The organism is Streptomyces alboniger (assembly GCF_008704395.1).
Classification (GTDB): domain Bacteria; phylum Actinomycetota; class Actinomycetes; order Streptomycetales; family Streptomycetaceae; genus Streptomyces; species Streptomyces alboniger.
The window spans coordinates 791,107-817,441 of record NZ_CP023695.1 but is presented as its reverse complement, the minus strand read 5'-3'; the positions used below and the strand labels follow the sequence as shown (position 1 = coordinate 817,441).

The window sequence follows — 26,335 nt, the reverse complement described above, 5'->3', positions numbered from 1 at the left end:
TCCCGGGGGAGAAACAGTGTGAGGCGAACACGTCGAACCACTGGTGACCTGGGGGGTCCCGTGCAGCAGGGGGAATTAGTCGACCCGTTTCCGTCGGCAAGCGCACGTCTGACGAACGGGGCAATCAGCCAGTCCGCGATCGACTGGGAGCAGCGCTACCGCCGTACCGTCATCACCAGCGATACAGTGACCACCACTGTCGTCGTGGCGGCTATCGGCAACTTCTTCGGGGCCCGGGACGCGGCCAATTGGCATGAGAAATGGGTCATTCTCGCTTTCGGCACCGAACTCCTTGTGCTGGCGGCGCTCGCGGTGAGCCGGGCGTGGGCCCCGGCTGTTCTCGGCCAAGGTGCGGAGGAATTCCGCCGTCTGGGACGCTCACTGTTCACGGCGGCCGTCGTGCTCGCACTCGGCGGGATCGCCCTCACCTCACGCAATATCAAGTTATGGATCTTCGTCGCGATTCCCGCGCTCGCGCTCGTCACCATGACCGCGCGGTATCTGCTGCGCCTTTGGCTGCACAAACAGCGTAAAGAAGGACGGTGTCTGCGTCCGGTTCTCGCCGCGGGCAGCCCGGCCACCGTGCGCGACCTGATCAGCAGGGCCCGCAGATTCCCCCACCTCGGCTGGCGGGTGGACGCGGTGTGCACGACGGACGGTCGCGGGCCCGACGGTGACCAACTGGAGGGAGTACCGGTCGTCGGCCGGCTGGCGGACGTCGCGGGCCACGTCCGCCGTGACGGCTACCGCGTCGTCGCGGTCACACCGGACCCGCACTGGTCACCGGACCGGTTGCAGCGGCTGGCCTGGAACCTCGAAGGCAGCGATGCCGAGATGGTCGTGGCCCCCGTCCTCATGGAGGTGGCGGGACCGCGGCTGCACGTCGACGCGGTGCTCGGGATACCGCTGCTGCGGGTCAGCATGCCGACCTTCAGCGGGGGCCGCCGGGTGGTCAAGGGGGTCGTCGACCGGCTGGGCGCCGCGATCCTGCTGATCCTGTTCGCGCCGCTGATGGTGCTCGTAGGACTGCTCGTGCTGCTGGACAGCCGGGGCGGGGCGCTCTACCGCCAGCGCAGAGTGGGCAAGGACGGCCGGGAGTTCACCATCTTCAAGTTCCGCACCATGGTCGCCGGTGCCCACGGGGCGCGCGCCGCACTCACCGACCGCAACGAAGGCGCCGGCCTGCTGTTCAAGCTCCGCCGCGACCCGCGGGTGACCCGGGTGGGAGCGGTGCTGCGCCGGTACTCGATCGACGAACTCCCGCAGCTCTTCAACGTACTCGGCGGATCGATGTCGCTCGTCGGCCCGCGGCCGCCGTTACCGGAGGAGTCCGCCGCGTACGGCCCGGACATCCGGCGGCGGCTCCTCGTCAAGCCCGGGCTCACCGGCCTGTGGCAGATCAGCGGGCGCAGCGACCTGCCGTGGGAGGAAGCGGTCCGGCTCGACCTGCGGTACGTGGAGGACTGGTCGCTCGCCCTGGACACAGTGATCTTGTGGAAGACGCTGCGTGCGGTGCTCCAGGGGCAGGGGGCCTACTGATGCGCGGGGAGCGTCGCCCGGTCGGCGCGCGGAGGCCAGGCCACAAGGGCCTGCCCGGGGGGAGGAACGCACTATGAGGGTCAGTGTCCTAGGGCTCGGATATGTGGGCTGCGTGTCGGCCGCGTGCCTGGCCAGCATGGGCCACGAGGTCATCGGGGTGGACGTGAACCAGGTCAAGGTCGACCTGGTCAACGACGGCAAGGCCCCGGTGGTCGAGGAGCGGATCGGTGAACTCATCGCCGAGGTCGTGCGGACCGGGGCGCTGCGCGCCACCGCCGACGTCCGCGAGGCGATCATGGACAGCGAGGTGACGCTGGTCTGCGTGGGCACGCCGTCGGAGCCCAACGGCAGCCTGTGCACCACGTACCTGGAGCGGGTCACCGAGGAGATCGGCGCCGTACTGGCGGATCGCCGTCAGCGCGGCGACGGACGTCAGACCATCGTGTTCCGCAGCACCATGCTGCCGGGCACCTGCCTGAACCTGCTGGTCCCGATCCTGGAGAAACACGTCGGCGGCACGGCCGGGGTGGACTTCGGGATCGCGGTCAACCCCGAGTTCCTACGCGAGGGCACCAGCGTGCGGGACTTCTTCGATCCGCCGAAGACCGTCATCGGCGAGTTCGACCCCGCCAGCGGCGACGCGGTGGCGGCGCTGTACGACGGCCTGCCCGGCGAGGTGTTCCGGGTGCCGGTCCCGACGGCCGAGGCGATCAAGTACGCGGACAACGCGTTCCACGGCCTCAAGATCGGCTTCGCCAACGAGCTGGGCGCGGTGTGCCACGCGCTCGGGGTGGACTCGCACCAGGTGATCGACGTGTTCCTCGCCGACCGCAAGCTCAACATCAGCCCCGCCTACCTACGGCCCGGCTTCGCCTTCGGCGGCTCCTGCCTGCCCAAGGACCTGCGCAGCCTCGTCCACGCCGCGCAGCGGGCCGACGTCTCGGTGCCCATCCTCTCCCACGTGCTGCCCTCCAACTCCGCACATCTGCAACGCGCGGTGGAGCTGGTCGAGCGCACCGGCAAGCGACGGGCGGGCCTGTTGGGCCTGTCCTTCAAACCCGGCACCGACGACCTTCGCGAGAGCCCGCTCGTGGAGCTGGCGGAGCGGCTCTTCGGCAAGGGGTACGACCTGAAGATCTACGACGCCAACGTGAGCCTCTCCCGGCTCCTCGGCGCGAACCGCGAGTACATCGAGACCCGGCTGCCACATCTGGCACAGCTGCTCGCGGACTCCGTCGACGAGGTGCTCGACCACGCCGAGGTGTGCCTGGTCGGCACCAGGGACCCGGCCGTGCTGTCGGCCCTCCCCCACGGCGGGGACGGCCCGGTGCTCATCGACCTCATCCACCTTCCCGACGCCGACGCGCGCCGAACCGAACCGGGGTACATGGGCCTTGCTTGGTGACATATCGCTCGACGACATATCCGGCGGCGACGGGCCCGGCCGACGCGCGCTGATCCTGGTGGAGAACCTGTCCGTGCCGTTCGACCGGCGCGTGTGGCAGGAGTGCACGACGCTGCGCGACGCGGGCTGGGAGGTGCACGTCATCTGCCCCCGAGGGAGTACGCGCGACACGGAACCGGAGGCGGAGATCGACGGGGTGCGGATCCACCGCTACCCGCTGCGCGCGGCCACCGGAGGTCCGGCCGGCTATGTGCGGGAGTACGGATCGGCGTTGTGGCACACGGCCCGGCTGGCCCGCAAGGTCGGACCGGTCGACGTGGTCCACGCCTGCAACCCGCCCGACCTGCTGTTCCTGCCCGCGCTGTGGCTGAAGCGGCGCGGCGCGCGGTTCGTCTTCGACCAGCACGACCTGGTACCGGAGCTGTACCTCTCCCGTTTCGACCGCGGTGAGGATCTGCTCTACCGCGGCGTGTGCGCGCTGGAACGGCTGACCTATCGGGCCGCGGACGTCGTGCTCGCCACGAACGAGAGCTACCGGGACGTCGCGGTGCGCCGTGGCGGCCGACGACCGGACGACGTCTTCGTGGTGCGCAGCGCGCCCGCGACCGACCGGTTCCAACCGGTGCCGCCCGAAACGGACTTGAAGCGCGGCAAGCCCCATCTGCTGTGCTACCTCGGCGTCATGGGACCCCAGGACGGCGTCGACTACGCCTTGCGGTCCCTCGCGAAGCTGCGCGACGAACTCGGCCGGACCGACTGGCACGCGGTGTTCGTCGGCGCCGGTGACGCCTTCGACGCGATGGTGCGGCTGGCCCGGCGGCTCGGACTCGATGAGCAGGTGCAGTTCACCGGGCGCGTCCCGGACGCCGACCTGGTGCGCTACCTGTCCACCGCGGACGTGTGCCTCTCTCCCGACCCGCGCAACCCCCTCAACGACGTGTCGACCATGAACAAAGTCCTTGAGTACATGGCGATGGGCCGCCCGATCGTCTCGTTCGACCTCCGGGAGGCACGCGTCTCCGCCGGGGATGCCGCCCTCTACGCGCCCGCCAACGACGAGGCCGCGTTCGCGGAACTCATCGCGCAGCTCCTCGACGATCCACAGAAGCGGGCCCGGATGGGGAAGATCGGCCAGGAGCGGATCAGCGGGCAGCTCTCCTGGCGCAACTCGCAGGCGTCGCTGCTCGCCGCCTACGCCGCTGCCTGCCGTGACCGCGCTCCGGTGGCGGCGCGCGTGTCGGCCCGGCGGGGGAGGAGGCCGCGCTCTTGAGCGACGATCCGATACGCCTGGTCACGATCGGGCGGATGCTCCGTCGGCGCTGGCGGCTGCTCGCCGTCCTCGCCGTGGTGGGCGCGCTCGTCGGCTACGGCACCTCCGTGCTCTTCCCGCCGCGGTACACGGCGTCGGCGTCGGTCCTGCTGCCGGGGCAGTGGGAGGAGCGCGAGCTGCTGACCCAGGCGGAGATCGCGGCCAGTTCGGCCGTGGTCGACCGCACGGCCGCCACGCTCGGCTGGCGGGACGTCAGCGCCGAGGAGTTGCGGGACCGGGTGAGCGCCGAGGCCGCCGACGGGAACATCATCAAGATCTCGGGCACGGCCGAGACCCCCGAGCGCGCGCAGCGGCTCGCCGACCGGCTGGCCCAGCAGTTCGTCGCGTTCGCGACGCGCGTCGCGGGCGGCGGCACCGACCCCGAGGCGGCTTCGGGGCCCGACGCGCTGCGGCAGCAGGTGAGGGAGACCAACCGCCGCATCACCGACCTGGCGGAGGCGGCAGACCCGGGGCGGACGGTGGAGAGCGTGCAGGCGCGCACCTCGCTCGAAAAGCTGCGCACCGCGCTGGAGGAGGCCATGAAGAAGCTGGACCAGGCCGACCCCGCGGCCGACCAGGCCGGCATGGTCGTCATGGGGCCGGCGGCCCGGCCGACCGGCGAGGCGCCGCCCACCAGGACGCAGCTCATCGGCGGCGGAGCGCTGCTGTTCTTCCTGCTCGCGGTCATCGGCCACCTCGCCGCCGCACGCGTGAACCGCCGGCCGCGCACCGAACCGGAGATCGCGGCGGCCCTGGGCGCGGCGCTCCTCGGCACGGTCGACGTCCCCGTTGAACGGCACACCCACCGGCCCGGGGGCCGCGGCCCCCGGGCCTGGACGCGCAGGCTCCTCGGCCTCGACACCCGGTGGGACACCCCCACCCCGCAGAGGTACGCCGACGAGGCCGCCACGCGCGTCCGCTACCGGCGGGTGTGTGCTCGCCTCCGCGACCAACTGCCCGCCCCCCGGCGGCTGCTGGTGGTCGTCCCGGACAGCGACGCGATCGCCCGCCGGGCCGCCGGGCAGCTCGTGGCCGAGGCCGGGAGAGACCCGGCCCCTAGCTCTTCCAGAAGCTCTTCGAGCAAGGGCTGTCCCACGCTGCGCGTGGTGGAGGTTCCGGTGTCCCGGCCGATCGTGCCGGACCGCGACAGCGAGTCCGGAGCCCTGATCGTGCTCAGCGCGGGCCACTGCACCACGGGGGAACTCACCGGCGTCGCCGAGGCGTGCGCGGACGCCGGACACGAGGTCGTCGGCGTCGTCGTCGCCACCACGGTCCGTACCCGGCCGCCACGAACCGCCGACCACCCTCCGAAGAACGCCACCCCGGCGCTCGCGGGCCACGGCCACGCGACGGGAGGCTCAGCGTGACGACGAGTACGACGTCCGAGCCGCCCACGGCCGTTCCGCTCCTCGACCTCCAGGCACTGGTGGTGGCCGTACGCAGGCGCCGCCGCCTGTGGTGCCTCATGGCGGTGCTGGGCATGCTGATCGGCGCGGCGGTGGCGGTCCTGCTGCCACCGCGGCCGAGCGCGGTGGCCAAGGTGCTGGTCGTGCACCAGGACGACCAGCCCAACGACACCGGAACGCTCATCCGCACCGACGTCGAGCTGCTGGGGACCACACGGATCGCCGGCAAGGCCCTGCGGTCCCTCGGCTCACCGGAAGAACCGGAAGACTTCATGCGGGACTACCGGGGCACCGGCTTGACCAACAACCTGTTGCAGATCGATGTGACCGGTGACAGCGACACCCAAGCGGTGGCCCGCGCCAAGGCCCTGGCCGACGCGTTCGTCGCGGACCACGTACGGCGGATGCGGGAGACCGCGCAGGCCGAGGCCAAGGCCCTGCTCGACCAGCGCGACCGCATGCGGGACGAACTCGCCCAGGTCAACAAGGCGATCGGGGACCGCTCACCGGACACCGACCCGAAAGCCTCGGCGAGCATCGAGACGCTCTTCGCCCGCCGCGCCGAACTCAACTCACGGATCGCCGATTTCGACGAGCGCGCCGCCGAGGCACGCACCGGCACGCCCAAGCTCATCGCCGGTACGCAGATCGTCGACGGCCCGCGTGCGGTGGGGCACTCCCTGCCCAAGGCCGCCGGCACCAACGCCGCGATCGGGCTCGTCCTCGGGCTCGTCCTCGGGCTCGTGCTGGCCGCGGTCGGCACGGTGGTGGCGGACCGCCCCGTGCTGCGCCGGGAGATCGCGGTGAACCTGGGAGCCTCGGTCATCGCGGAGCTGCCCCGCGCACCCCGCCGCTGGGCCGAGCCGTGGCAGCGCCGACGCACCCGGACGGCACGGGAACGGCTCACCACGACCCTGGCCCGCACCGTGCGCGGCTCCGCGGAACCGGTGTCGCTGCTGGAACTGGGCTGCGCCCGCACCACGAGCGCGATCGCCCTCGATGTCGCGAGGGTACTGGCGGCGCAGGGGCCGGTGGTCGTCGTCGATGGACTGCCCGGCCCACAGCTCGCCACCGGCCGACGGAAACCAGGAGAGCCGAGTGTGGTCAGCGGCGAGCAGGCCGCGGCCGTGCCGCAGCAGACGCGCCGGCTCGGCGTCGGCTCGGTCGCGCCCGGCACGGCGTGGACCGACCTCCACCACCTCGGCGGCCGGACCGTGCTCGTCGTGCGTGCCGGGCACGGCAACGCCGCGTGGCTGCACACCGTGGCGCGCCAACTCGCGGACCAGGGCATCGCGGTGATCGGTGTGGTGCTGGTCGACCCCGATCCGCGTGACCCGACCGACGGCACGCTGTGGGACGGACCGCACACGGCGCCGCGCGGCCCGCACGAGCGGCCGGCCCGACAGAACCGTGGGGGTATCTCCCACGCCGTCGAGGCAGTGGGGGAGGGCCGGTCGCGCACGGAGCGGCCCTCGATGCCGGCCGCGCGGGCCCCGTACAGCGACCAGGAGGTGCGGTAGGACATGTGTGGCATCGCAGGCACGTACCGGTGGCCGGACGGGAAGGCCGTGACCGACCGGCTCACCGACACCCTCGCCCACCGAGGCCCGGACGGAGCGGGCCGCTACGGCCACCCCACCGGTGACGGCGAGGTGCACCTCGGGCACCGCCGGCTGTCCATCATCGACCTGTCCGAGACCGGCGCCCAGCCGATGGTCTCGGACGGCCTCGCCCTCACGTACAACGGCGAGCTGTACAACGCGCCCGAGCTGCGCGCCGAGCTGGCGGCCACCGGTGTGCGCTTCCGCGGTACCTCCGACACCGAGGTGCTCCTCGAGGCCTGGCGGCGCTGGGGCACCGACTGCCTGCCCCGGCTGCGCGGCATGTTCGCGTTCGGGATCTTCGACGAGCGCACCGGTGACCTGGTGCTCGCCCGCGACCAGCTCGGCATCAAGCCGCTCTTCCTGCTGCGGCGTGGCGAGGGCCTGATGTTCGCCTCCGAACTCAAGGCGCTCGCCGCCGCGACGGGCGGATCGCTGGAGGTGGACCAGGCCGCCCTGGTGGCGTCGCTGCTCTACTACTGGGTGCCGGACTCACGCTGCGCGTTCCGCGAAGCGGAGAAGCTGATGCCGGGGAGCTGGCTGCGGTGCCGGCCCGACGGGCGGATCGAACGCGGCCGGTACTGGAACCTCAAGGACGTCGCGGGCGAGGCCCAGGAGCGGGCCCGCGCGGGCGAGCGGCCGGACGTGGCCGCCGTCGTCGAGGAGTCGACCCGGCGCCACCTGCTCTCCGACGTACCCGTGGCGACCTTCCTGTCCGGTGGCCTCGACTCCAGCTGGCTGACCGCGCTGGCCGCCCGCCACCGGCCCGGGATCTCCGCCTACACGATCGGATTCCGCGCCGAGGACGCCAAGTTCGAGGCGATGCCGGACGATCTGCGCTATGCCCGGCAGGTGGCCGAACGGTTCGGCGTCGACCTGCACGAGATCGAGATCGCTCCGAACGTGCTCGACCTGCTGCCGCGGATGACCTACCACCTGGACGAGCCCATCGGCGACCCCGCCGCGATCAACACGTACCTGATCTGCTCGGCCGCACGGGAGGCCGGGGTCAAGGTGATGCTCTCGGGAATGGGCGCCGACGAGCTGTTCGCCGGGTACCGCAAGCACCTCGCCAATGTGCTCGCCCTGCGCTACCAGCGCATTCCGCGGCCCCTGCGGCGCGGCCTGTCGGCGAGCGTGGACCGGCTGCCGGTGGCCACCTCCCGCCGGGGCTACCGGTCGGTGCGCTTCGCCAAGCGGTTCCTCTCCTTCGCCGAGCTGCCGGAGGAGACCGCGTTCCGCCGCAGCTACACCATGTACGACCGGGACGAACTGCTCGCCCTGGTCAATCCGGATCTGGCCGGGACGGTGCAGGACGTGCTGACCGAGCACGCCGACATCTACCAGGACAACGACCTCGACGACTTCGTCAACCGCATGTGCCTGGGCGACGCCCGCATGTTCCTGCCGGGTCTGAACCTCGCCTACACGGACCGCTCCAGCATGGCGGCGTCGACCGAGGTGCGGGTGCCGTACGTGGACGTCGACGTGGTCGAGGCCGCGTTCACCGTCCCCGGCGACCGCAAGATCGTCGGACGGCAGGGCAAGGCGGTCCTCAAGGAAGCGGCCACCTCGATCCTGCCCCGGGAGATCGCGTACCGGCCCAAGGGCCTGTTCAGCGCCCCGCTGCGGGCGTGGATGAGCCGGGACCTGGCACCGCTGGTGCGCGAGGTGGTGCACGACGGTGTGCTCGTCGGTTCCGGGATCCTGCGCCGCGACGCGCTGGCGCGGATGGTCGCCGAGGACGCAGCCGGGCAGCGGGACTTCTCCAAGCATCTGTGGCATGTGCTGACCCTCGAGTACTGGTATCGCGACGCGACCTCTGGGTCCGGCCAGAGCACTCGGTTAACGGCTTAGGAATCAGAGGAGTTCGGGTGAAGCAGGTTGTACAGAACTACAAGAGCGGCGAGCTGGCGGTGCTCGACGTGCCGGTGCCGGGGTGCAAGCCGGGCGGTGTACTGGTCCGCAGCGTCTACTCGCTGATATCCACGGGGACCGAGCTGATGAAGGTGTCCGAGGCCGGCATGTCGATGGTGGGCAAGGCCCGCTCCCGGCCGGACCAGGTGGCCAAGGTCATGCAGAGCGTGGCCACCAACGGAGTGCCCGCCACCTACCGCAAGGTGATGGGCAAGCTGGATTCCTACACGCCCCTGGGCTACTCGCTGTGCGGGGTCGTCGAGCAGGTCGGCACCGGGATCGACGACGTGAAGGCCGGCGACCTCGTGGCGTGTGCCGGCAACGAACACGCGCTGCACGCCGAGCTGAACTGGGTGCCGAAGAACCTCTACGCCCAGCTGCCCGATGGCCTCGCTCCGCGGCACGCGGCCTTCGGCACCGTCGGGTCGATCGCGTTGCAGGGCGTCCGCCGCGGCGAGCCGCAGCTCGGCGACGTGGCGCTGGTCATCGGCCTCGGCCTGATCGGCCAGCTGGTGGCGCAACTGCTCACCGCCTCGGGCGTCCGCGTCGTCGGGGCCGACCCCGACCCGGCGCGCTGCGAGCTGGCCGAGCGCCTGGGCGCCGCGGCCTGCGGCGACCCCTCGTCCGCCGCCGTGGAGGCCGCCGTCGCCGAACTGACCGGCGGCCACGGCGTGGACCAGGTGTACCTGGCCGCGGGCGGCGGCAGCAACCAGCCCGTGGAGCTGGCCGCCCGGCTCTGCCGGGACCGAGGCAGGGTCGTCGACATCGGCAAGTGCCGTCTGGACCTGCCGTGGAACGCGTACTACGAGAAGGAGCTGGACGTCCGCTTCTCCCGCTCCTACGGCCCCGGCCGCTACGACCCGGAGTACGAGCTGGAGGGGCGGGACTACCCGATCGGCTACGTGCGCTGGACCGAGCGCCGCAACCTCGCGTGCTTCCTCGACCTCCTGGCCCGCGGCCGCGTCGACGTGGAGCCCCTCGTCTCCCACGTAGCCGAGTTCGACGCCGCCGTCGAGACCTACCAGCGCCTGAAGGACGGCGAACTGAAGGCTGTGGCCGTCCTGTTCCGCTACCTTGGCCCCGTCGAACAGCCGGCGGAGGCGGCGGCCCCGGCCGTGGCGGTGCCCGCGGTGAACGTGCCCGCCGTGAACGTGCGGCGGAGCCCCGGCCGGGCCGCCAGGACACCGGTGCGCGTCGCGTTCGTCGGCGCGGGAAACTACGCCACGTCGATGCTGCTGCCCCACCTGGCACAGCGCGACGGCGTCACGCTGTCGACCGTCGTCACCACGACGGCGCTGTCCGCGGCCAACGCGAAGCGGAAGTTCGGCTTCGCCGAGGCGACCACCGACCTCGACGCCGTCCTCGGCGACCCTGCCATCGACGCCGTGTTCGTGGTCACCCGCCACAGCTCGCACGCCGAACTGACCCGAAAAGCGCTCCTCGCCGACAAGGCCGTGTTCGTGGAGAAGCCCCTCGCCCTCACCGAGGACGAACTGGCCGGGGTGCTCGCGGCGGTGGAGGAGTCCGGCAACGACCGGCTCCAGGTGGGCTTCAACCGCCGTTTCGCGCCGCTCCTGCACGAGGCCCGTGCGCGGTTCGGCGCCCGGACCGGCCCGGCGAGCCTGCGCTACCTGGTCAACGCGGGCCGGTTGCAGCACGGCAGCTGGTACCTCCAACAGGGCACCGAGGGCTCGCGGTTCGCCGGGGAGGGCGGGCACTTCATCGACACGGCGAGCTGGCTGCTCGGGGCCGACCCGGTCTCGGTGTACGCCCTCGCCGCGCCCGGCAACGAAGACCTCCAGGTCGTGCTGCGCTACCCCGACGGGTCCACCGCCACCATCACCTACGTCACCACCGGCCCGCCCGGCTTCCCCAAGGAGACGCTGGATCTGATCGCGGACGGCAAGGTGCTGCGGCTCGACGACTTCGTGCGCGCCGCCGTGTACGACGGCCGCCGCAGGCGGTGGGTCGGTTCACGACTGCCCAAGGCCCGGGACAAGGGCCAGTCCGCCGAGCTGGCCGCGTTCATCAAGGCCGTGCGGACCGGCGGGCCGATGCCGGTACCGCTTCCGTCGCTGGCCGCCACCACGGCGGCCACCCTCGCCGTACGGGCCGGCCTGGTCGCCGGCGCCCCGGTGACGCTGGCGGGCGCGCGATGACCATGACCGCGGGCTGGTACCTGCGGCGGCTGTCCCGGATGGCACCCCGGGAGGTCGGCGGCCGGATCGGGGACGCGGTGCGCAGGCGCCGGTGGCGTTCGGCGCCGCCCGACTGCCCGAGCACGACCGGCGCCCTGTTCACCGCGGTACTGCCCGCCGGAACGCTCGCCGCGGTGCCACCGGACGCCGCGAAACGGCTCGTCGCCGAGGCTGACCGGCTGCTGGCCGGGCACGCCACGTACTTCGGAGTGGACCGCGACGACCTGGCCGACCCGGACTGGTGGTACGACCCGAAGACCGGGCGCCGCGCCCTGTGGGGCTACGCCTTCGACGTGCCGTACCGGGACGAGGAGGTCGTCGGGGACATCAAGCAGATCTGGGAGCTGTCCCGGCACCAGTACCTCACCGTGCTCGCCGCCGCCTACGCGCTCACCAGGGACGAGCGGTACGCCGAACGCGTGGCCGAACACCTGCGGCTGTGGTGGGCGGCCAACGCGCCGCTGCGCGGGGTGCACTGGATCAGCGGCATCGAGCTGGGGATCCGTCTCCTGTCCTGGGTGTGGATCCGCAGGCTGCTCGACGGCTGGCCGGGCGCGCCCGGCCTCTTCGAGGACAACCCGGTGGCGCTGAACCAGATCTGGCACCACCAGCGCTGGCTCGCTGCCTTCCCCAGCCGGGGCTCCTCGGCGAACAACCACGCCGTCGCCGAGACGGCCGGGCAGTTCGCGGCGGCCTGCGCGTTCGGATGGTTCCCCTCCTCGGCGCGCTGGCGGGCCGACGCGCTGCGGTCGCTGGAGCGGCACCTGCGCGGCAACACCTTCGGCTCCGGCCTCAACCGCGAGCTGGCCACCGAGTACCACGGCCTCGTCCTCGAACTCGGCCTGGCCGCGGTGGCCGAGGCCGACGCCGCCGGCGTACCGGTCCCCGGATCCGTACGTCTGGTGCTGCTGCGCATGACCGACGCGCTCGCGGCCGTCGTCGACAACCGGCTGCGGCCGCCGCGCCAGGGGGACGCCGACGACGGACACGGCCTGGTCGTGGACGGCGCGGGCACCGACCGCTGGGGCTCGCTCCTCGCCACCGGGGACGCCGTGTTCGGCCGGCTCTCCTGGTGGCCGACGGTGACCGGCACCGATGTGCGCACCCCCCTGCTCGCCGCACTCATCCGGCCGTACGCGCAGCAGGGAACCGTGACCCGCCCGGCAAGCCGGCCGGCGCACTTCGCCGACGCGGGCCTGACCATCCTGCGCGGTCCCGAGGAGATCTGGTGCCGCTGCGACGGCGGCCCGCACGGCTTTCTGTCCATCGCCGCGCACGCCCACGCGGACGCGCTGTCCGTGGAGGTCCGGCACGACGGGGTCGACGTGCTCGCCGACCCGGGGACGTTCTGCTACCACGGGCAGCCCCTGTGGCGGCAGTACTTCCGCTCGACGCTCGCCCACAACACCCTGCAACTGGACGGCGGCGACCAGTCCGTCTCCGGCGGCCCGTTCCTGTGGACCCGGCACGCCCGCACCCGCGTCCTCGCCGCGGACACAGCCGACGAGGACGTGGCCCGCTGGTGCGCCGAACACGACGGGTACCAGCGCTCCGTGCACCGCCGCAGGGTGGAGCTGACCGCCTCCGACAAGGAACTGCGGGTGATCGACGAGGTGCGCGGCCCGCTGCGTCCCGCGCGCCTGGCATTCCACCTCGGGCCCGCGATCACCGCGGACCTGAGCGGAAACCGGGCCGTACTCACCTGGGCCCGGGACGGCGAGGAGCGCTCCGCCGTACTGGACCTGCCGGGGGAGCTGAGCTGGCGGGCGCATCGCGGCGAGACCGATCCGCCGCTCGGCTGGTACTCCGCCGGCTTCGGCCGCAAGGAACCCTCCACCACGCTCATCGGCACCGGATTCGCCGACGGAGCACGGGGGTTCACCACCGTGCTCAGGTTCCGCGGCTAGGGGGGACGCGTGGGGATCAAGTGGCGGAACTGGGTGGTGCCGCTGGCGGCGCCGGCCCTGTTGGCGACCGGCTGTACGAGCGGTGCCGGCGCGGAGGCGGAACCGACGGGCGCGCCGTCCACGTCCGGGGCCCGGCCCGTGGCCCGGGTGTGCGCCAACCCCGCGACCGGTCCGGCGAAGGCCCCGGCGGGCGCGGTGACGGTCGACCCCGCGACGGTCGGTGACCTGGCGGCGAAGACCAGGCGCCACCCCCGGAACACCACGTTCTGGCTCCGGCCGGGCAAGCACCGGCTCGAACCCGGCCGCTACTCCCAGGTCATCCCCAAGAAGGGGAACCGCTATCTCGGTGCGCCGGGCGCGGTGCTCGACGGCCGGAAATCCAACCGGTACGCGTTCGGTGGCGATGCCCGCGACGTCACCATCCGCCATCTGACCGTGCAGCGTTTCGTGGCGCCGCCGGACGAGGGCGTGGTCAACCACGACTCGGCCGACGGGTGGGTGATCGAGCACGCGACGATCCAGCACAACTCCGGTGCCGGGCTGATGGCCGGCGCCCGCCAGCGGGTGCGCGCGAGTTGCCTGCGCGCCAACGGCCAGTACGGCATGAACGCCTACAAGGCCGAAGGACCCCTCCGCGATCTCGTGGTCGAGGGCAACGAGATCGTGGGCAACAACACCGGCGACTGGGAGCGGCGGCGGAAGGGCTGCGGCTGCACCGGAGGCATCAAGTTCTGGGCCGTCGACGGCGCCGACGTCCGGGGCAACTGGGTGCACGACAACCGCGGGGCCGGACTGTGGGCGGACACCAACAACAACGACTTCCGCATCGAGGACAACGTGCTGGAGGCCAACGACGGTGCCGCGCTGATGTATGAGACCAGCTACAACGCGGTCATCCGGAAGAACACGATCCGGCGGAACAACTGGGTCGAGGGCCGCAAGTACGCCGAGCGCGGCGACAGCTTCCCCTTCGCGACCGTCTACCTGTCCGAGTCCGGCGGCGAACCACGGGTCAAGGCCCGCACGGACAAGATCGAGGTCTACCGGAACGTGCTGGAGAACAACTGGTCCGGCATCACCCTGTGGGAGAACGCCGACCGGTTCTGCAACAGTCCGGCCAACACCTCGACCGGCGACTGCACGCTGCTGGTGCGGCGCGACGACCGCTGCGAACGGCCCGCGATCGCCACCGCGCCCCTCTACTCCGACTGCCGGTGGAAGACCCAGCGGGTGGACATCCACCACAACCGCTTCGTGCTGGACAAGTCCGTCGTCAAGTGCACGGTGAAGTGCGACCGCATGGCGGTGCTCGCGAACTACGGCACCTACCCGGACTGGTCGCCCTACAAGGGCGAGCGGGTGGCCGAGGCGATCACTCACAAGCAGCACAACCGCTGGCACGACAACGTCTACCTCGGGCCATGGACCTTCGTCGCCCACGACCCGAGCCGGGTGCTCGACTTCGGGCAGTGGCAGGGCACGCCGTACCGGCAGGACGCGGGCAGCACCTTCCGCGCACGGGACGGTGGTTGAGATGAGCCGGGACTCCACGGAGTACACAGGCCACACGGAGTACACGGGCCACACGGCCCACACGACCCACACGACCCACACGCCGAAGATCGTCGGTACCGTCTGGGGTCTGCTGGTCCTCAACACGCTCGGCTCCGCCGGTGCGAGGACCATCATCCCGCTGCCCCGCTCGCTCATCCAGATGGTCACCATGGGCGCGCTGGCGGCGGCGTTCGCGCTGGCGCTCGCGGTCAATCTCCGGTTGCGCGTGCGACCCAGCGCCTTCGTACTGCTGCTCACGCTCCTGCTGGTGCCGAGCGTGATCTCCAGCGCGAACCTGGAGTCCGGGTTCGGCGCCCTGTTCCGCTGCGCGCGGCTGGCTCTCTTCGTCGGCACGCTGTGGCTGCTCAGCCGCTGGTGGGACGGCGGCCTGACGTTCGTACGGCACCACATCCGGATGTACTTCGCGGTGCTCGGGTCCGTCGCCGTCGGCGCGCTCGCCGCACCGGGCGCGGCCATGCCCGACCTCTACGGCGGTCGCCTCGTCGGCGCGCTGTGGCCGCTCACCCCGCCGCAGATCGGACAGTACGCCGCGGTCATCATCGGGCTCACCGTGCTGCTCGTCCTCGGCCGCAGGACCGACAGGGCCGGCGCGGCGGTCATCATCGTGCCCTCACTCGTCCTGCTGGCGCTGACCCACACGCGTACGGCCACGCTCGGCCTGCTCATCGGGCTGACGCTGGCGACCGGCTCGCTCCTGCTCACCAGTGCCGTCGCCCGCCGGTTCTTCACCTGGGCGGTGCTGTGCGCCGTGGTGGCCGCGGTGGGGTTCGCCTCCGCGCTGCGGGCGTGGTTCCTGCGCGGGCAGAGCCAGGAGCACCTCACCAGCCTCACCGGCCGGGCCAAGGTGTGGGACGCGCTGCTGGCGGCGCCCCGGACGACCACGGAGAAGTTGTTCGGCATGGGTCTCGGCGACAAGTCGTTCGGCGGGCTGCCGATCGACAACAGCTGGCTGGCCGTCTACCACGAGCAGGGCTGGACCGGCGTCACCCTCGTGGCGGCGGTCGTCCTCGTGCTGAGCGGCGTCGCGCTGCTGCGGCCGCCGTCGCTGGCGAGGGCCTGCGCGATCTTCCTGATCAGCTACTGCGCGATCGCGTCGTACACCGAGGCCGGGCTCGGCGACGCCTCCCCGTATCTGCTGCATCTGGCCGTGGCCGCCTCCCTGCTGGCGGCACCCGCCGCGGCCGCGCCCCGCACGACGCCGAGAACCCCCAGGAGACATGTCCCGCGCTGGGCCCAGGATCGGAGGTGACGTCACACATGCACGTCCTCGTGGTGCACAACCGCTACTCCTCGGGACAGCCGAGCGGTGAGAACAGGGTCGTCGACCAGGAGGCGGAGCTGCTGCGCGCGGCCGGCCACCGGGTCGACATGTTCGAGCGGCGCAGCGACGACATCGCCACCCGGTCCCTGCTGGCCAAGGCCGCGGTGCCGCTGCTCGTGCCGTGGAACCCGGCGGTCCGCACGGAACTCGCCGCCCGGCTGCGCGCCGAGCGGCCGGACGTGGTGCACGTCCACAACGTCTTCCCGCTCCTGTCGCCCGCGGTCCTCGCCGCCTGCGCCGACGCCGGCGTACCCGCCGTCGCCACGCTGCACAACTACACCCAGATCTGCCCGCCCGGCACGCTCCAGCGGGACGGCCGGCCGTGTGCCGAGTGCGTCGGGACGACACCGCTGCCCGCCGTCCGGCACGGCTGCTACCGCGGCTCCCGGCTCGCGACCGTGCCGCTCGCGGTCAGCCTGGCGGTCAACCGGCGGCGGTGGTGGTCGGGCGTGGAGCGGTTCCTCTGCATCTCCGCAGCGCAGCGCGACGTCCTGGTGCGGGCCGGACTGCCGGCCGGGCGGCTGGCGGTGAAGCACAACTTCGTACCTGATTCGGGTCCGCTGCGATCGGGCGCGGGCGAGCATCTGCTCTACCTCGGCCGGCTCGCGGAGACAAAGGGCGTACGACTGCTCATGGCCGCGTGGGACGAGATCGCGGCGAGCGGCGGTGTGGGCGTGCCGCTCGTGGTGGTCGGCGGAGGGCCGCTGGAGGGGGAGGTGAGCGCCTGGGCGGCGGGCAGGGACGACGTGCGCTATGTCGGCCTGTACGACCCGGCGCGGTGCCGGGAGGTCATCGCGCGGTCGGTCGCCGTGGTGGCGCCCTCGACCTGGCTGGAGGCGTTCGGCCTGGTGGTCGTGGAGGCGATGGCGGCGGGAGTCCCGGCCGTCGCGGCCGGTCACGGCGCCTTCGTCGAACTCGTCGAGGACGGGGTGGCCGGGCTGCTGCACAGGCCGGGCGAGTCCGCCTCGCTCGCGTCCTGCCTGCGCCGGATCACGGCCGATCCGGTGCGCAACCAGAAGATGGGCCGGGCGGCCCGGCGCCGTTACGAGCAGGGCTTCAGCCCGGTCGTCGGCCTTGAGCGCCTGGTGGAGGAGTACCGCACCGCGATCGCGGGTCGGACCGAATCAGAAGCAATGGGGGGCAACACATCAATGGGGGGCACTACATGACACGATGCCGACTCTGCGGCTCGGAAGCGATGGCGAGCGTCGTCGACCTCGGGGCGACACCACCTTGCGAGAGCTTTCTCGCCGCGGACCGACTGGACCAACCGGAGCCCGCGTACCCGCTGCACCTGCGGGTCTGCACCGACTGCTGGCTCGCGCAGCTCCCGCCGCTGATCACGCCGGAGGAGACGTTCAGCGAGTACGCGTACTTCTCCTCCTTCTCGACCTCCTGGGTGGAGCACGCGCGCACGTTCGTCGCCGACACCGTGCGGCGCCTCGGTCTCGACCCCGCGGAGAAGGAAGCCTTCGTGGTCGAGGTGGCGAGCAACGACGGGTATCTCCTGAAGCACGTGAGGGACCGCGGGATCCGCTGCCTCGGCATCGAGCCGTCGGTGAACGTCGGCGCGGCGGCGCGGGACGCGGGCGTGCCCACGCTCACCGAGTTCCTGAGCCCGGCCACCGGCGAGGCCGTCCGCGCCGAGCACGGCGCGGCGGACCTGGTCGTCGCCAACAACGTGTACGCGCACATCCCCGACGTCGTCGGGTTCACCGAGGGGTTGCGCGCCCTGGTCGCCGACGACGGCTGGGTCTCCATCGAGGTGCAGCACCTGCTGACCCTGATCGAGGAGAACCAGTACGACACGATCTACCACGAGCACTTCCAGTACTACACGGTCGCGTCCGCGGCCCGGGCGCTCGCGAGCGGCGGACTCACGCTCGTGGACGTCGAGTTGCTGCCCACGCACGGCGGCTCCATCCGGCTGTGGGCCCGGCCGGCCGAGGCGGCGGGCGAGCCGAGTCGCCGCGTGACCGACGTCCTGGCCCGCGAGAAGGCCGCCGGCCTCCAGGAACTCTCCGGGTACACCGAGTTCTCCGCCCGGGTGGCCAAGGTGCGCAGGGACCTCCTGAAGTTCCTCATCGAGGCGGCCGAGCGCGGCGAGACGGTCGTCGGCTACGGCGCCCCGGGCAAGGGCAACACCCTGCTCAACCACTGCGGCATCCGGCCCGACCTGCTCCCGTACACGGTCGACCGCAACCCCTACAAACACGGCAGGTTCACCCCGGGCACCCGCATCCCGATCCTGCCGCCCGAGCGGATAGCCGCCGACCGACCCGACTACGTCCTCGTCCTCCCGTGGAACCTGCGGGCCGAACTGGTCGAGCAGCTGTCGTTCGTGCACGAGTGGGGCGGCCGGCTCGTCTTCCCCATCCCGGAACTGAGCATCGTCGAGGTGAAGTCATGAAGGTCGTACTGTTCTGCGGCGGCTACGGGATGCGGATGCGCAGCGGTGCCGCGGACGACGTGCCCAAGCCGATGGCGATGGTCGGCCCGCGCCCGCTGATCTGGCACGTCATGCGCTACTACGCGCACTTCGGGCACACGGAGTTCATCCTGTGCCTCGGGTACGGCGCACACCACATCAAGAACTTCTTCCTCACCTACGAGGAGACGACGTCCAACGACTTCGTGCTGCGGGGCGGGCGCACCGAGCTGCTCTCCACCGACATAGCCGACTGGACGATCACGTTCGCGCAGACCGGCATCGAGTCGCCGATCGGGGAGCGGCTGCGCCGGGTGCGGCACCACCTGGACGGCGACGAGATGTTCCTCGCCAACTACGCCGACGTGCTCACCGACGCCCCGCTGCCGCAGATGATCGACCAGTTCGCCGGGCGTGACGCCGGCGCGTCGATGATGGTGGTGCCGCCGCAGTCCTCGTTCCACTGCGTGGACCTGGGCGAGGACGGTCTGGTGGGAGGCATCACCGCGGTGAGCGATCTGCCGCTGTGGGAGAACGGCGGCTACTTCGTGCTCCGCCAGGAGGTCTTCGACCACATCCCGGAGGGCGGGGACCTGGTCGCCGACGGATGCGCCCAACTGGCCAAGCGCGGCCGCCTCGTGGCGCACCAGCACCGCGGTTTCTGGAAGCCGACCGACACCGTGAAGGAGCGGGCCGCGCTCGACGACGCCTACGCCAGGGGCGAGCGCCCCTGGGCCGTGTGGGAGCGGGACGGCGCGGGGGCGAGGGCGTGATCCGGCTCGGCACCGGACGTCTGGACCGGCTCGTCGCGGTGGGCGCGCACTGCGACGACATCGCCATCGGCGCCGGCGGCACGCTGCTGACGATGTGCCGTGCCCGGCCGGGCATCCGCGTCGACGCGCTGGTGCTCTCCGGCGGTGGCGGCGAGCGGGAGCGGGAGGAGCGGGCCGCGCTGGCCGCCTTCTGCCCGGGCGCCGATCTGCGGCTGACCGTGCTCAAGCTGCCGGACGGCCGACTGCCCGCCCACTGGGAGGAGGCCAAGGCCGCCGTCGAGGAGCTGCGCGAGCGGACCGAACCGGATCTCCTGCTCGCGCCGCGCACCGATGACGCGCACCAGGACCACCGCGGCCTGGCGCGCCTGCTGCCCACCGTGTTCCGCGACCACCTCGTGCTCGGCTACGAGATCGTCAAGTGGGACGGCGATCTCGGCCGCATGGGTGTGTACCAGCCGCTGTCCCCGGAGGTCGCCGAAGAGAAGGTGCGGTTGTTGCAGGAGCACTACCCCTCGCAGCGGCACCGGCCCTGGTACGACCGGGAGGCCTTCCTCGGCCTCGCGCGGATCCGCGGTATCGAATGCCACGCGCGCTACGCCGAGGCGTTCGCCACCACCAAACTCACGCTCGATCTCGGCACCTTCCATCAGGGGGAATGAATGCGCGTACTGCTCACCGGACACCAGGGCTACCTGGGCACCGTGATGGCCCCGGTCCTCACGGCCGCCGGACACGACGTCGTCGGCCTCGACGCCGGTCTGTTCGCCGACTGCGTACTCGGCCCGCCGCCCGCCGACCCGTCCGGGCACCGGGTGGACCTTCGCGACCTCACGGCCGAACACGTGGCCGGGGTGGACGCCGTGATCCACCTCGCCGCGCTCTCCAACGACCCCCTGGGATCGCTGGCGCCGGAACTCACCTACGACATCAACCACCACGCCTCCGTACGCCTCGCCCGCCTTGCCCGCGACGCCGGCGTGCGGCGCTTCCTGTACGCGTCGACCTGCTCGGTCTACGGTGCCGCGGGCGGCGGCGACTTGGTGACGGAGGACGCCCCGCTGCGCCCGGTGACGCCGTACGCGGAGTCCAAGGTGCGGGTGGAGGACGACCTGCACGCGCTCGCCGACGGCGACTTCAGCCCCGTGTTCATGCGCAACGCCACCGCCTTCGGCTACTCACCCCGGCTGCGCGCCGACATCGTGCTGAACAACCTGGTGGGCCACGCCCTCCTGTCCGGCGAGGTCCTCGTGATGTCCGACGGCACCCCGTGGCGCCCGCTGGTGCACGCCGCCGACATCGCGCGGGCCTTCACGGCCGCACTGACCGCGCCCCGGGAGGCCGTGCACGACCGGGCGTTCAACATCGGCAGCGAGACCAACAACGTCACGGTCGCCGAGATCGCCGAGCAGGTCGCCGCGGCGGTGTCCGGCTCGAAGGTGGTGATCACCGGGGAGACCGGTGCCGATCCGCGGTCGTACCGGGTGGACTTCTCCCGGTTCCGCGCCGCGATACCCGGCTTCGACTGCGAGTGGACCGTGAAGCAGGGCGCCCTCGAACTCGCCGACGCCTACCGGAAGTTCGGCCTGACCCGGGAGGACTTCGAGCGACGCTTCACCCGGCTCGCCGTGCTGCGCGCGGCGCTCTCTCAGGAGGGCGGCGCCGGAGCCGTCGACGACACCCTGCGGTGGCGCCGATGACCACACCCGGCGAGGAGATGCACGCACTGGTGGAGCGGCTGTACCCGCTGTGCCGGAGCATCACCGGCGACGGCGTGCGCGCCACCCTGGAGATCGTCGACGAGTACGTCCCGCTGAACGTGCACGAGGTGCCGACCGGGACGCAGGTACTCGACTGGACGGTGCCGCAGGAGTGGAACATCCGCGACGCGTACATCGCCGACAGCGCGGGCAACCGGGTCGTCGACTTCGCCGCGTCCAGTCTGCACGTGCTCGGCTACAGCGTCCCGGTGGCGGCGACCATGCCGCTGGCCGAGCTGCGGGAACACCTGCACACCCTGCCGGACCACCCGACGTGGGTGCCCTACCGCACCAGCTACTACCAGCCGGAATGGGGATTCTGCCTGGCCCAGGAGACTTTGGACGCGATGCCTGACGGCGAGTACGAGGTGCGCGTCGACTCCACGCTCGCCGACGGCCACCTCACCTACGCCGAGCACGTCATCCCCGGGCAGGTCGCCGACGAGGTGATCGTTTCCTGTCACGTCTGCCACCCGTCCCTTGCCAACGACAACCTCGCCGGCATCGCGGTGGCGACGTTCCTGGCCCGGTCCCTCGCGGAGCGAACGCCGTACTACACCTACCGGTTCATCTACGCGCCCGGCACCATCGGGGCGATCACGTGGCTGGCCCGTAACGCGGAGCGGGTCGAGAAGGTCAAGCACGGCCTGGTACTGGCATGCGCCGGGGACTCGGGCAGCCTGACGTACAAACAGAGCAGACGCGGCGACGCCGAGATCGACCGGGTGATGCGGCACGTCCTCGCCGCCTCCGAACGCCCGCACGAGATACGGGAGTTCACTCCGTACGGCTACGACGAGCGGCAGTACTGCTCGCCCGGCTTCGACCTCGGCGTCGGCTCGCTCAGCAGGACCCCCTACGCCGACTACCCCGAGTACCACACCTCGGCCGACAACCCCGACTTCGTCTCCCCGCAGGCCATGGCGGACACGCTCACCGTCTGCCGCGAGGCGTTCGCCGTTCTCGACCGCAACCGGCGGTATGTCAACCTCAGCCCCTACGGCGAACCCCAGCTGGGCCGACGGGGGTTGTACGACGCGCTCGGCGGCCGCAGCGACACCAAGCAGGCCCAGCTGGCCCTGCTCTGGACGCTCAGCCTCTCCGACGGCGAGCGCAGTCTGCTGGACGTCGCCGAGCGGTCCGGCCTGCCCTTCGACACCGTCGCCGAAGCGGCCGACGCCCTGCACGGCGCCGGGCTGCTCAAGGCGTGACGCCGATGACCGCCGAGGGGGAGAAGCGGAGCGCCGGGCGGGCCATGGCCGGCCGGCTGTCCTGGGGCCTCGCCGACCAGGCGGCCTCCAGCATGACCAACTTCGCGGTGGGCATCTACGTGGCACGCTCCCTGGGACTTGCCGCGTTCGGCGTGTTCAGCCTGGCCTGGGTGACCTACGGCGTGGTGCTCAACGTCTCCCGCGGACTCGCCACCGACCCGCTCGTCGTGCGCTTCAGCGGCGCGCCGACCGCGTCCTGGCGCACGGCGGTGGCCAGGTCCTCGGGCGCCGCGCTCGGCATGGGCACCGCGCTCGGCGCGGCGTGCGTGCTGGTCGGCCTCGGCCTCGGCGGCCGCGTGGGGCCCGCGTTCGTCTGCCTCGGCGCCGTCCTGCCCGCACTGCTGCTCCAGGACGCGTGGCGGTTCGCGTTCTTCGCCGCGGGCACCGGGCGAAAGGCGTTCACCAACGACCTCGTGTGGGGCGTCGCGCTCGTCCCGGCCATGGTGGTGGCGGCCCACGTGGGCAGCGTGGCCGCGTTCGTGCTCGCCTGGGGCGCGTCCGCGGCGGTGGCCGCGGTGTACGGCTGCCTCCAGTCCGGCATCCGGCCCCAGGTGACCGGTGCGCGCGAGTGGCTCCGCGCGCACCGCGACCTCGGCTACCGGTACCTCGTCGAGAACACCTGCGTCAGCGGCGCGAGCCAACTGCGCGCGTACGGGCTCGGCGCGATCGTCGGCGTCGGCGCGGTGGGCGCGGTGCGGGGTGCCGAACTCCTGCTCGGCCCGTTCCTCGCCGTACTCATGGGCCTGTCCCTGGTCACCGTCGCGGAGGCGGCCCGCGTACTGCGGCGGGCCCCGCACCGCCTCGCCAGGTTCTGCCTCCTCCTCGGCGGCGGGCAGGCCGCCGCCGCGCTGCTGTGGGGCGCGGCGCTGCTGCTGATGCCGGACCGGTTCGGCGAACTCGTACTCGGCGGCGTATGGAACTCCGCATCGGAACTCATCGTCCCGGCCACGCTCGGCGTCGTGGGCGCCGGCCTCGGCACGGGCGCGGCGGCCGGGCTGCGCGCGCTCGCCGCTGCCCGCCGCAGCCTGCGCAGCCAGCTGTTCGCCTCCGCCTGCTATGTCGGCGGCGGGCTCGGCGGGGCCGCCGCCGCGGGCACGGTCGGCTCGGCCTGGGGCGTCGCCGCCGCGACCGTCGGCGGATCGGCCGTGTGGTGGCTGCACCTGCGGTCAGCCCTGCGCGAGCGCCACCAGAACCCCATCCCCGAAGTGAGGACCACATGACCGCCCACCCCCGGCTGAGCATCGGCCTGCCCGTGTACAACGGCGAGGAGTACCTCGCCGAGGCGCTCGACGCCCTGCTCGGCCAGACCTACGAGGACTTCGAACTGGTCGTCTCCGACAACGCCTCGACCGACGGAACCGAGGACATCTGCCGCGAGTACGCCGCGCGGGACTCGCGCATCCGGTACATCAGGCTGCCCCGGAACATCGGCGCCGCGCCGAACCACAACTACGTGTTCACCGAGTGCCGCGGCGAACTGTTCAAGTGGGCCTCGCACGACGACCTGTACGCCCGTGACCTGCTGCTGCGCTGCGTGACGGCGCTGGACGAGCGGCCGGACGTCGTCCTCGCGCACAGCGGCCAGGCCGTCATCGACGGCGACGGCCAGGTGAAGGTCCCGTACGCGTACGGGCTCGCCACCGACTCGCTGCACCCACCGGAGCGCTTCCGCAGTCTGCTGTTCGAGCCCGGCGGCGACGACTTCTACGGGGTGATGCGGGCCGACATGCTGCGCCGGGTGAAGCCGCACGACAGCTACCACCACGCCGACCGCACGTTCGTCGCCGAGATCACCCTGCACGGGCCCTTCCACCAGGTGCCGGAACTGCTGTACTTCCGCCGCGACCACCCCACGCGCGCCGAACGGGCGAACCCCTCCAAGCGCTCCCGCTGCGTCAACCTGGACCCGCGCCGGGCGGGCCCGCTGCACCCGACGCCCCGGCTGCTCGCCGAGTACGTCTGGGGCTTCGCCTCGGCGATCCGGCGCGCGCCGCTGTCCACGGCCGACCGGCGCGCCTGCTACCGCCACCTGGCCGCGTGGATGGCCAGCAGGGTCCGGCCGGGCGCCGGCGAGCGGGTCGAGGACCGCGCCCCGGCCGACCCGGCCGAGACGACGGTCTCCGTCGACGCCCTCGTCGCGGGCCGTGAGGGGAGGCGGGCGTGACGCCGGTGCGGGTAGGGGTCTTCGGCCTGCTCGGGTCCGGCAACCTCGGCAACGACGGCTCGCTGGAGGCCGTCCTCGGCTACCTCCACGCCGAGCACCCGGAGGCCGTCGTCGACGCGCTGTGCGGGGGGCCCGGGACCGTCGCGGCCCGGTACGGAATTCCCGCGACACGGCTGCACTGGTACCGGGGGGAGTACCGCACCGCGTCACGGGCGGGCGCGGTCGCGGGGAAGGGTCTCGGCAAACTCGTCGACGCCTTCCGCACCGCCGCCTGGGTGCGAAGACACGACGTGGTGATCGTGCCGGGCATGGGCGTCCTGGAGGCCACGCTGCCGCTGCGGCCGTGGGGTTTCCCGTACGCGCTCTTCCTGCTCTGCGCGTCCGGGCGGCTCCTCGGCACCCGCGTCGCGCTGGTCGGCGTCGGCGCCGCCCCGATCGGCAACCGGGCGACCCGGGCCCTGGTGCGCCGGTCGGCACGCCTTGCCGCGTACCGGTCGTACCGGGACACCCTGTCCCGCGACGCGATGCGGGCGATGGGTGTGGACACCGCGCGCGACGAGGTCTACCCCGACCTCGCGTTCGCCCTGCCGGCACCGCCCACGGGCGCCCCCTCGGGCACGGTCTGCGTCGGCGTCATGGACTTCCACGGCGGCGACGACGACCGGGACAGAGCCGAGGAGATCCACCGGCGCTACCTCGAAGGGACGACCCGCTTCGTGCGCGCACTCGCCGAGGGCGGCAGACCGGTCCGACTGCTCACCGGCGACGCGTGCGACGCGCCGGTGGTCGCCGCGATCCTCGACGCGGTGGACTCGCCGCTGGTCACCGCCGCCGAGGCGGCCTCGCTCGCCGAACTGATGAAGGAGATGGCGGCCGCCGACGCCGTGGTGGCGACCCGGTACCACAACCTGGTCTGCGCGCTGAAGGCCGGCACGCCCACGCTCGCACTCAGTTACGCGGCGAAGAGCGACGCGCTCATGGCGCGGATGGGCCTCGGCGCGTACTGCCATCCGGCCGACGAGGTCGACGCCGACCGGCTGCTGGAACAGTTCCGGGAGCTGGAGAGGCGATCGGCGGAGCTACGGCGGACCCTCACCGAGCGGAACAAGCACGCCGCGCAACAACTAGACGACCAGTTCACCACCTTGACCAGGACGCTGTTCAAGGCCACCGCCCGGCAGGAGACACCATGAAAGCCACCGAAGTCCCGGCGATCCAGGGCGCTCACCTCTTCGAGCCCAAGCCGTACGCCGACGAGCGCGGCTTCTTCTGCCGAACCTTCGACGCCGATGTGGGCCGCTCCGTGGGCCTCGACCCAAACGCCTTCGTCCAGGACAGCCTGTCCCGCTCGGTCCGGGGCGTGCTGCGCGGCCTGCACCTGCGCTCCGGAGCGGGCGAGGCCAAGCTGGTGCGGTGCTCGTACGGGAAGATCTTCGACGTCGTCGTGGACCTGCGGGCGGACTCGCCGACGTACCGCAACGTGGCCTCCTTCGAGCTGTCCGGCGACACGCAGGCGACCCTGTACGTCCCCGCGGGATGCGCGCACGGCTTCCAGGCGCTGACCGAGACCGCCGACACCTCCTACCGGATCGACCGCCCGCACGATCCGGCCGAGGACGTGACGATCGCGTTCGACGACCCGGAACTCGCCATCCCCTGGCCGCTGCCGGTCACATCGATGTCCCGGCGGGACCGGGAGGCACCGAGCCTCGCCGAGGTCCTGAAGCGGGCCGAGGTCATGAACCGGAAAGAGAGCTGAGGTCG

General features: G+C 72.1%; 20 protein-coding genes. All 20 read left to right on the top strand.

Annotated elements, in window-relative coordinates:
* The first annotated feature begins 60 nt into the window (after window positions 1-60).
* The 20 genes from CP975_RS03330 to rfbC all read left to right on the top strand — a co-directional run bounded on the left by CP975_RS03330 (window position 61) and on the right by rfbC (window position 26,330).
* Window positions 61-1,539, top strand: a complete 1,479-nt coding sequence (locus CP975_RS03330; RefSeq protein WP_055534881.1) for a sugar transferase — start codon at window positions 61-63, stop codon at window positions 1,537-1,539.
* Between the two features lie 73 nt (window positions 1,540-1,612).
* Complete coding sequence (locus CP975_RS03325) at window positions 1,613-2,944, top strand: nucleotide sugar dehydrogenase (RefSeq protein WP_055534883.1); 1,332 nt, start codon at window positions 1,613-1,615, stop codon at window positions 2,942-2,944.
* Window positions 2,934-4,214, top strand: a complete 1,281-nt coding sequence (locus CP975_RS03320; RefSeq protein ID WP_055534885.1) for a glycosyltransferase family 4 protein — start codon at window positions 2,934-2,936, stop codon at window positions 4,212-4,214. Before CP975_RS03325 ends, CP975_RS03320 begins: the two co-directional genes overlap by 11 nt.
* Window positions 4,211-5,620, top strand: a complete 1,410-nt coding sequence (locus CP975_RS03315) for a Wzz/FepE/Etk N-terminal domain-containing protein (RefSeq protein WP_055534887.1) — start codon at window positions 4,211-4,213, stop codon at window positions 5,618-5,620. The genes CP975_RS03320 and CP975_RS03315 overlap by 4 nt, the downstream gene beginning before the upstream one ends.
* The gene (locus CP975_RS03310; RefSeq protein WP_055534889.1) at window positions 5,617-7,179 is read left to right on the top strand and encodes a Wzz/FepE/Etk N-terminal domain-containing protein; all 1,563 of its coding nucleotides are present in this window, start codon (window positions 5,617-5,619) and stop codon (window positions 7,177-7,179) included. The genes CP975_RS03315 and CP975_RS03310 overlap by 4 nt, the downstream gene beginning before the upstream one ends.
* A gap of 3 nt (window positions 7,180-7,182) precedes the next feature.
* Entirely contained in the window at window positions 7,183-9,117 is a 1,935-nt protein-coding gene (gene asnB / locus CP975_RS03305; RefSeq protein WP_055534898.1) for an asparagine synthase (glutamine-hydrolyzing), read from the top strand.
* Window positions 9,118-9,134: 17 nt separating this feature from the next.
* Window positions 9,135-11,336 (top strand): bi-domain-containing oxidoreductase, encoded by a 2,202-nt coding sequence (locus CP975_RS03300; protein ID WP_055534900.1) that lies wholly within the window; start codon window positions 9,135-9,137, stop codon window positions 11,334-11,336.
* Window positions 11,333-13,282: a heparinase II/III family protein gene (locus tag CP975_RS03295; RefSeq protein ID WP_055534902.1), complete on the top strand. Its 1,950-nt coding sequence runs from the start codon at window positions 11,333-11,335 to the stop codon at window positions 13,280-13,282. Before CP975_RS03300 ends, CP975_RS03295 begins: the two co-directional genes overlap by 4 nt.
* Window positions 13,283-13,291: 9 nt before the next feature.
* Complete coding sequence (locus tag CP975_RS03290; RefSeq protein ID WP_055534905.1) at window positions 13,292-14,815, top strand: right-handed parallel beta-helix repeat-containing protein; 1,524 nt, start codon at window positions 13,292-13,294, stop codon at window positions 14,813-14,815.
* A gap of 1 nt (window position 14,816) precedes the next feature.
* Complete coding sequence (locus CP975_RS03285; protein ID WP_246201387.1) at window positions 14,817-16,106, top strand: O-antigen ligase domain-containing protein; 1,290 nt, start codon at window positions 14,817-14,819, stop codon at window positions 16,104-16,106.
* An 8-nt stretch (window positions 16,107-16,114) separates the two neighbouring features.
* Complete coding sequence (locus CP975_RS03280; protein ID WP_055534907.1) at window positions 16,115-17,347, top strand: glycosyltransferase; 1,233 nt, start codon at window positions 16,115-16,117, stop codon at window positions 17,345-17,347.
* Window positions 17,344-18,588, top strand: a complete 1,245-nt coding sequence (locus tag CP975_RS03275) for a class I SAM-dependent methyltransferase (protein ID WP_055534909.1) — start codon at window positions 17,344-17,346, stop codon at window positions 18,586-18,588. The genes CP975_RS03280 and CP975_RS03275 overlap by 4 nt, the downstream gene beginning before the upstream one ends.
* Complete coding sequence (locus CP975_RS03270) at window positions 18,585-19,379, top strand: glycosyltransferase family protein (protein WP_055534911.1); 795 nt, start codon at window positions 18,585-18,587, stop codon at window positions 19,377-19,379. Before CP975_RS03275 ends, CP975_RS03270 begins: the two co-directional genes overlap by 4 nt.
* A complete protein-coding gene (locus tag CP975_RS03265) occupies window positions 19,376-20,038 on the top strand; it encodes a PIG-L deacetylase family protein (RefSeq protein WP_055534931.1) in 663 nt (220 codons plus the stop codon). The genes CP975_RS03270 and CP975_RS03265 overlap by 4 nt, the downstream gene beginning before the upstream one ends.
* Window positions 20,039-21,076: an NAD-dependent epimerase/dehydratase family protein gene (locus tag CP975_RS03260; protein ID WP_055534913.1), complete on the top strand. Its 1,038-nt coding sequence runs from the start codon at window positions 20,039-20,041 to the stop codon at window positions 21,074-21,076.
* On the top strand, window positions 21,064-22,347 hold the full coding sequence (locus tag CP975_RS03255) for a DUF4910 domain-containing protein (RefSeq protein WP_055534915.1): 1,284 nt from the start codon (window positions 21,064-21,066) through the stop codon (window positions 22,345-22,347). Before CP975_RS03260 ends, CP975_RS03255 begins: the two co-directional genes overlap by 13 nt.
* The gene (locus CP975_RS03250) at window positions 22,344-23,627 is read left to right on the top strand and encodes an MATE family efflux transporter (protein WP_055534923.1); all 1,284 of its coding nucleotides are present in this window, start codon (window positions 22,344-22,346) and stop codon (window positions 23,625-23,627) included. Before CP975_RS03255 ends, CP975_RS03250 begins: the two co-directional genes overlap by 4 nt.
* Window positions 23,624-24,571: a glycosyltransferase family 2 protein gene (locus CP975_RS03245; RefSeq protein WP_055534925.1), complete on the top strand. Its 948-nt coding sequence runs from the start codon at window positions 23,624-23,626 to the stop codon at window positions 24,569-24,571. Before CP975_RS03250 ends, CP975_RS03245 begins: the two co-directional genes overlap by 4 nt.
* Window positions 24,568-25,764: a polysaccharide pyruvyl transferase family protein gene (locus CP975_RS03240; protein WP_055534926.1), complete on the top strand. Its 1,197-nt coding sequence runs from the start codon at window positions 24,568-24,570 to the stop codon at window positions 25,762-25,764. Before CP975_RS03245 ends, CP975_RS03240 begins: the two co-directional genes overlap by 4 nt.
* Complete coding sequence (gene rfbC / locus CP975_RS03235; protein ID WP_055534927.1) at window positions 25,761-26,330, top strand: dTDP-4-dehydrorhamnose 3,5-epimerase; 570 nt, start codon at window positions 25,761-25,763, stop codon at window positions 26,328-26,330. Before CP975_RS03240 ends, rfbC begins: the two co-directional genes overlap by 4 nt.
* Window positions 26,331-26,335 lie beyond the last annotated feature (5 nt).

Excerpts from the sequence above, each read along its gene's own strand:
- CP975_RS03280 (WP_055534907.1), top strand. The coding sequence starts at position 16,115 with ATGCACGTCCTCGTGGTGCACAACCGCTACTCCTCGGGACAGCCGAGC.
- CP975_RS03270 (WP_055534911.1), top strand. The coding sequence starts at position 18,585 with ATGAAGGTCGTACTGTTCTGCGGCGGCTACGGGATGCGGATGCGCAGC.
- CP975_RS03285 (WP_246201387.1), top strand. The coding sequence starts at position 14,817 with ATGAGCCGGGACTCCACGGAGTACACAGGCCACACGGAGTACACGGGC.
- CP975_RS03275 (WP_055534909.1), top strand. The coding sequence starts at position 17,344 with ATGACACGATGCCGACTCTGCGGCTCGGAAGCGATGGCGAGCGTCGTC.
- CP975_RS03295 (WP_055534902.1), top strand. The coding sequence starts at position 11,333 with ATGACCATGACCGCGGGCTGGTACCTGCGGCGGCTGTCCCGGATGGCA.
- CP975_RS03260 (WP_055534913.1), top strand. The coding sequence starts at position 20,039 with ATGCGCGTACTGCTCACCGGACACCAGGGCTACCTGGGCACCGTGATG.
- CP975_RS03245 (WP_055534925.1), top strand. The coding sequence starts at position 23,624 with ATGACCGCCCACCCCCGGCTGAGCATCGGCCTGCCCGTGTACAACGGC.
- asnB (WP_055534898.1), top strand. The coding sequence starts at position 7,183 with ATGTGTGGCATCGCAGGCACGTACCGGTGGCCGGACGGGAAGGCCGTG.
- rfbC (WP_055534927.1), top strand. The coding sequence starts at position 25,761 with ATGAAAGCCACCGAAGTCCCGGCGATCCAGGGCGCTCACCTCTTCGAG.
- CP975_RS03325 (WP_055534883.1), top strand. The coding sequence starts at position 1,613 with ATGAGGGTCAGTGTCCTAGGGCTCGGATATGTGGGCTGCGTGTCGGCC.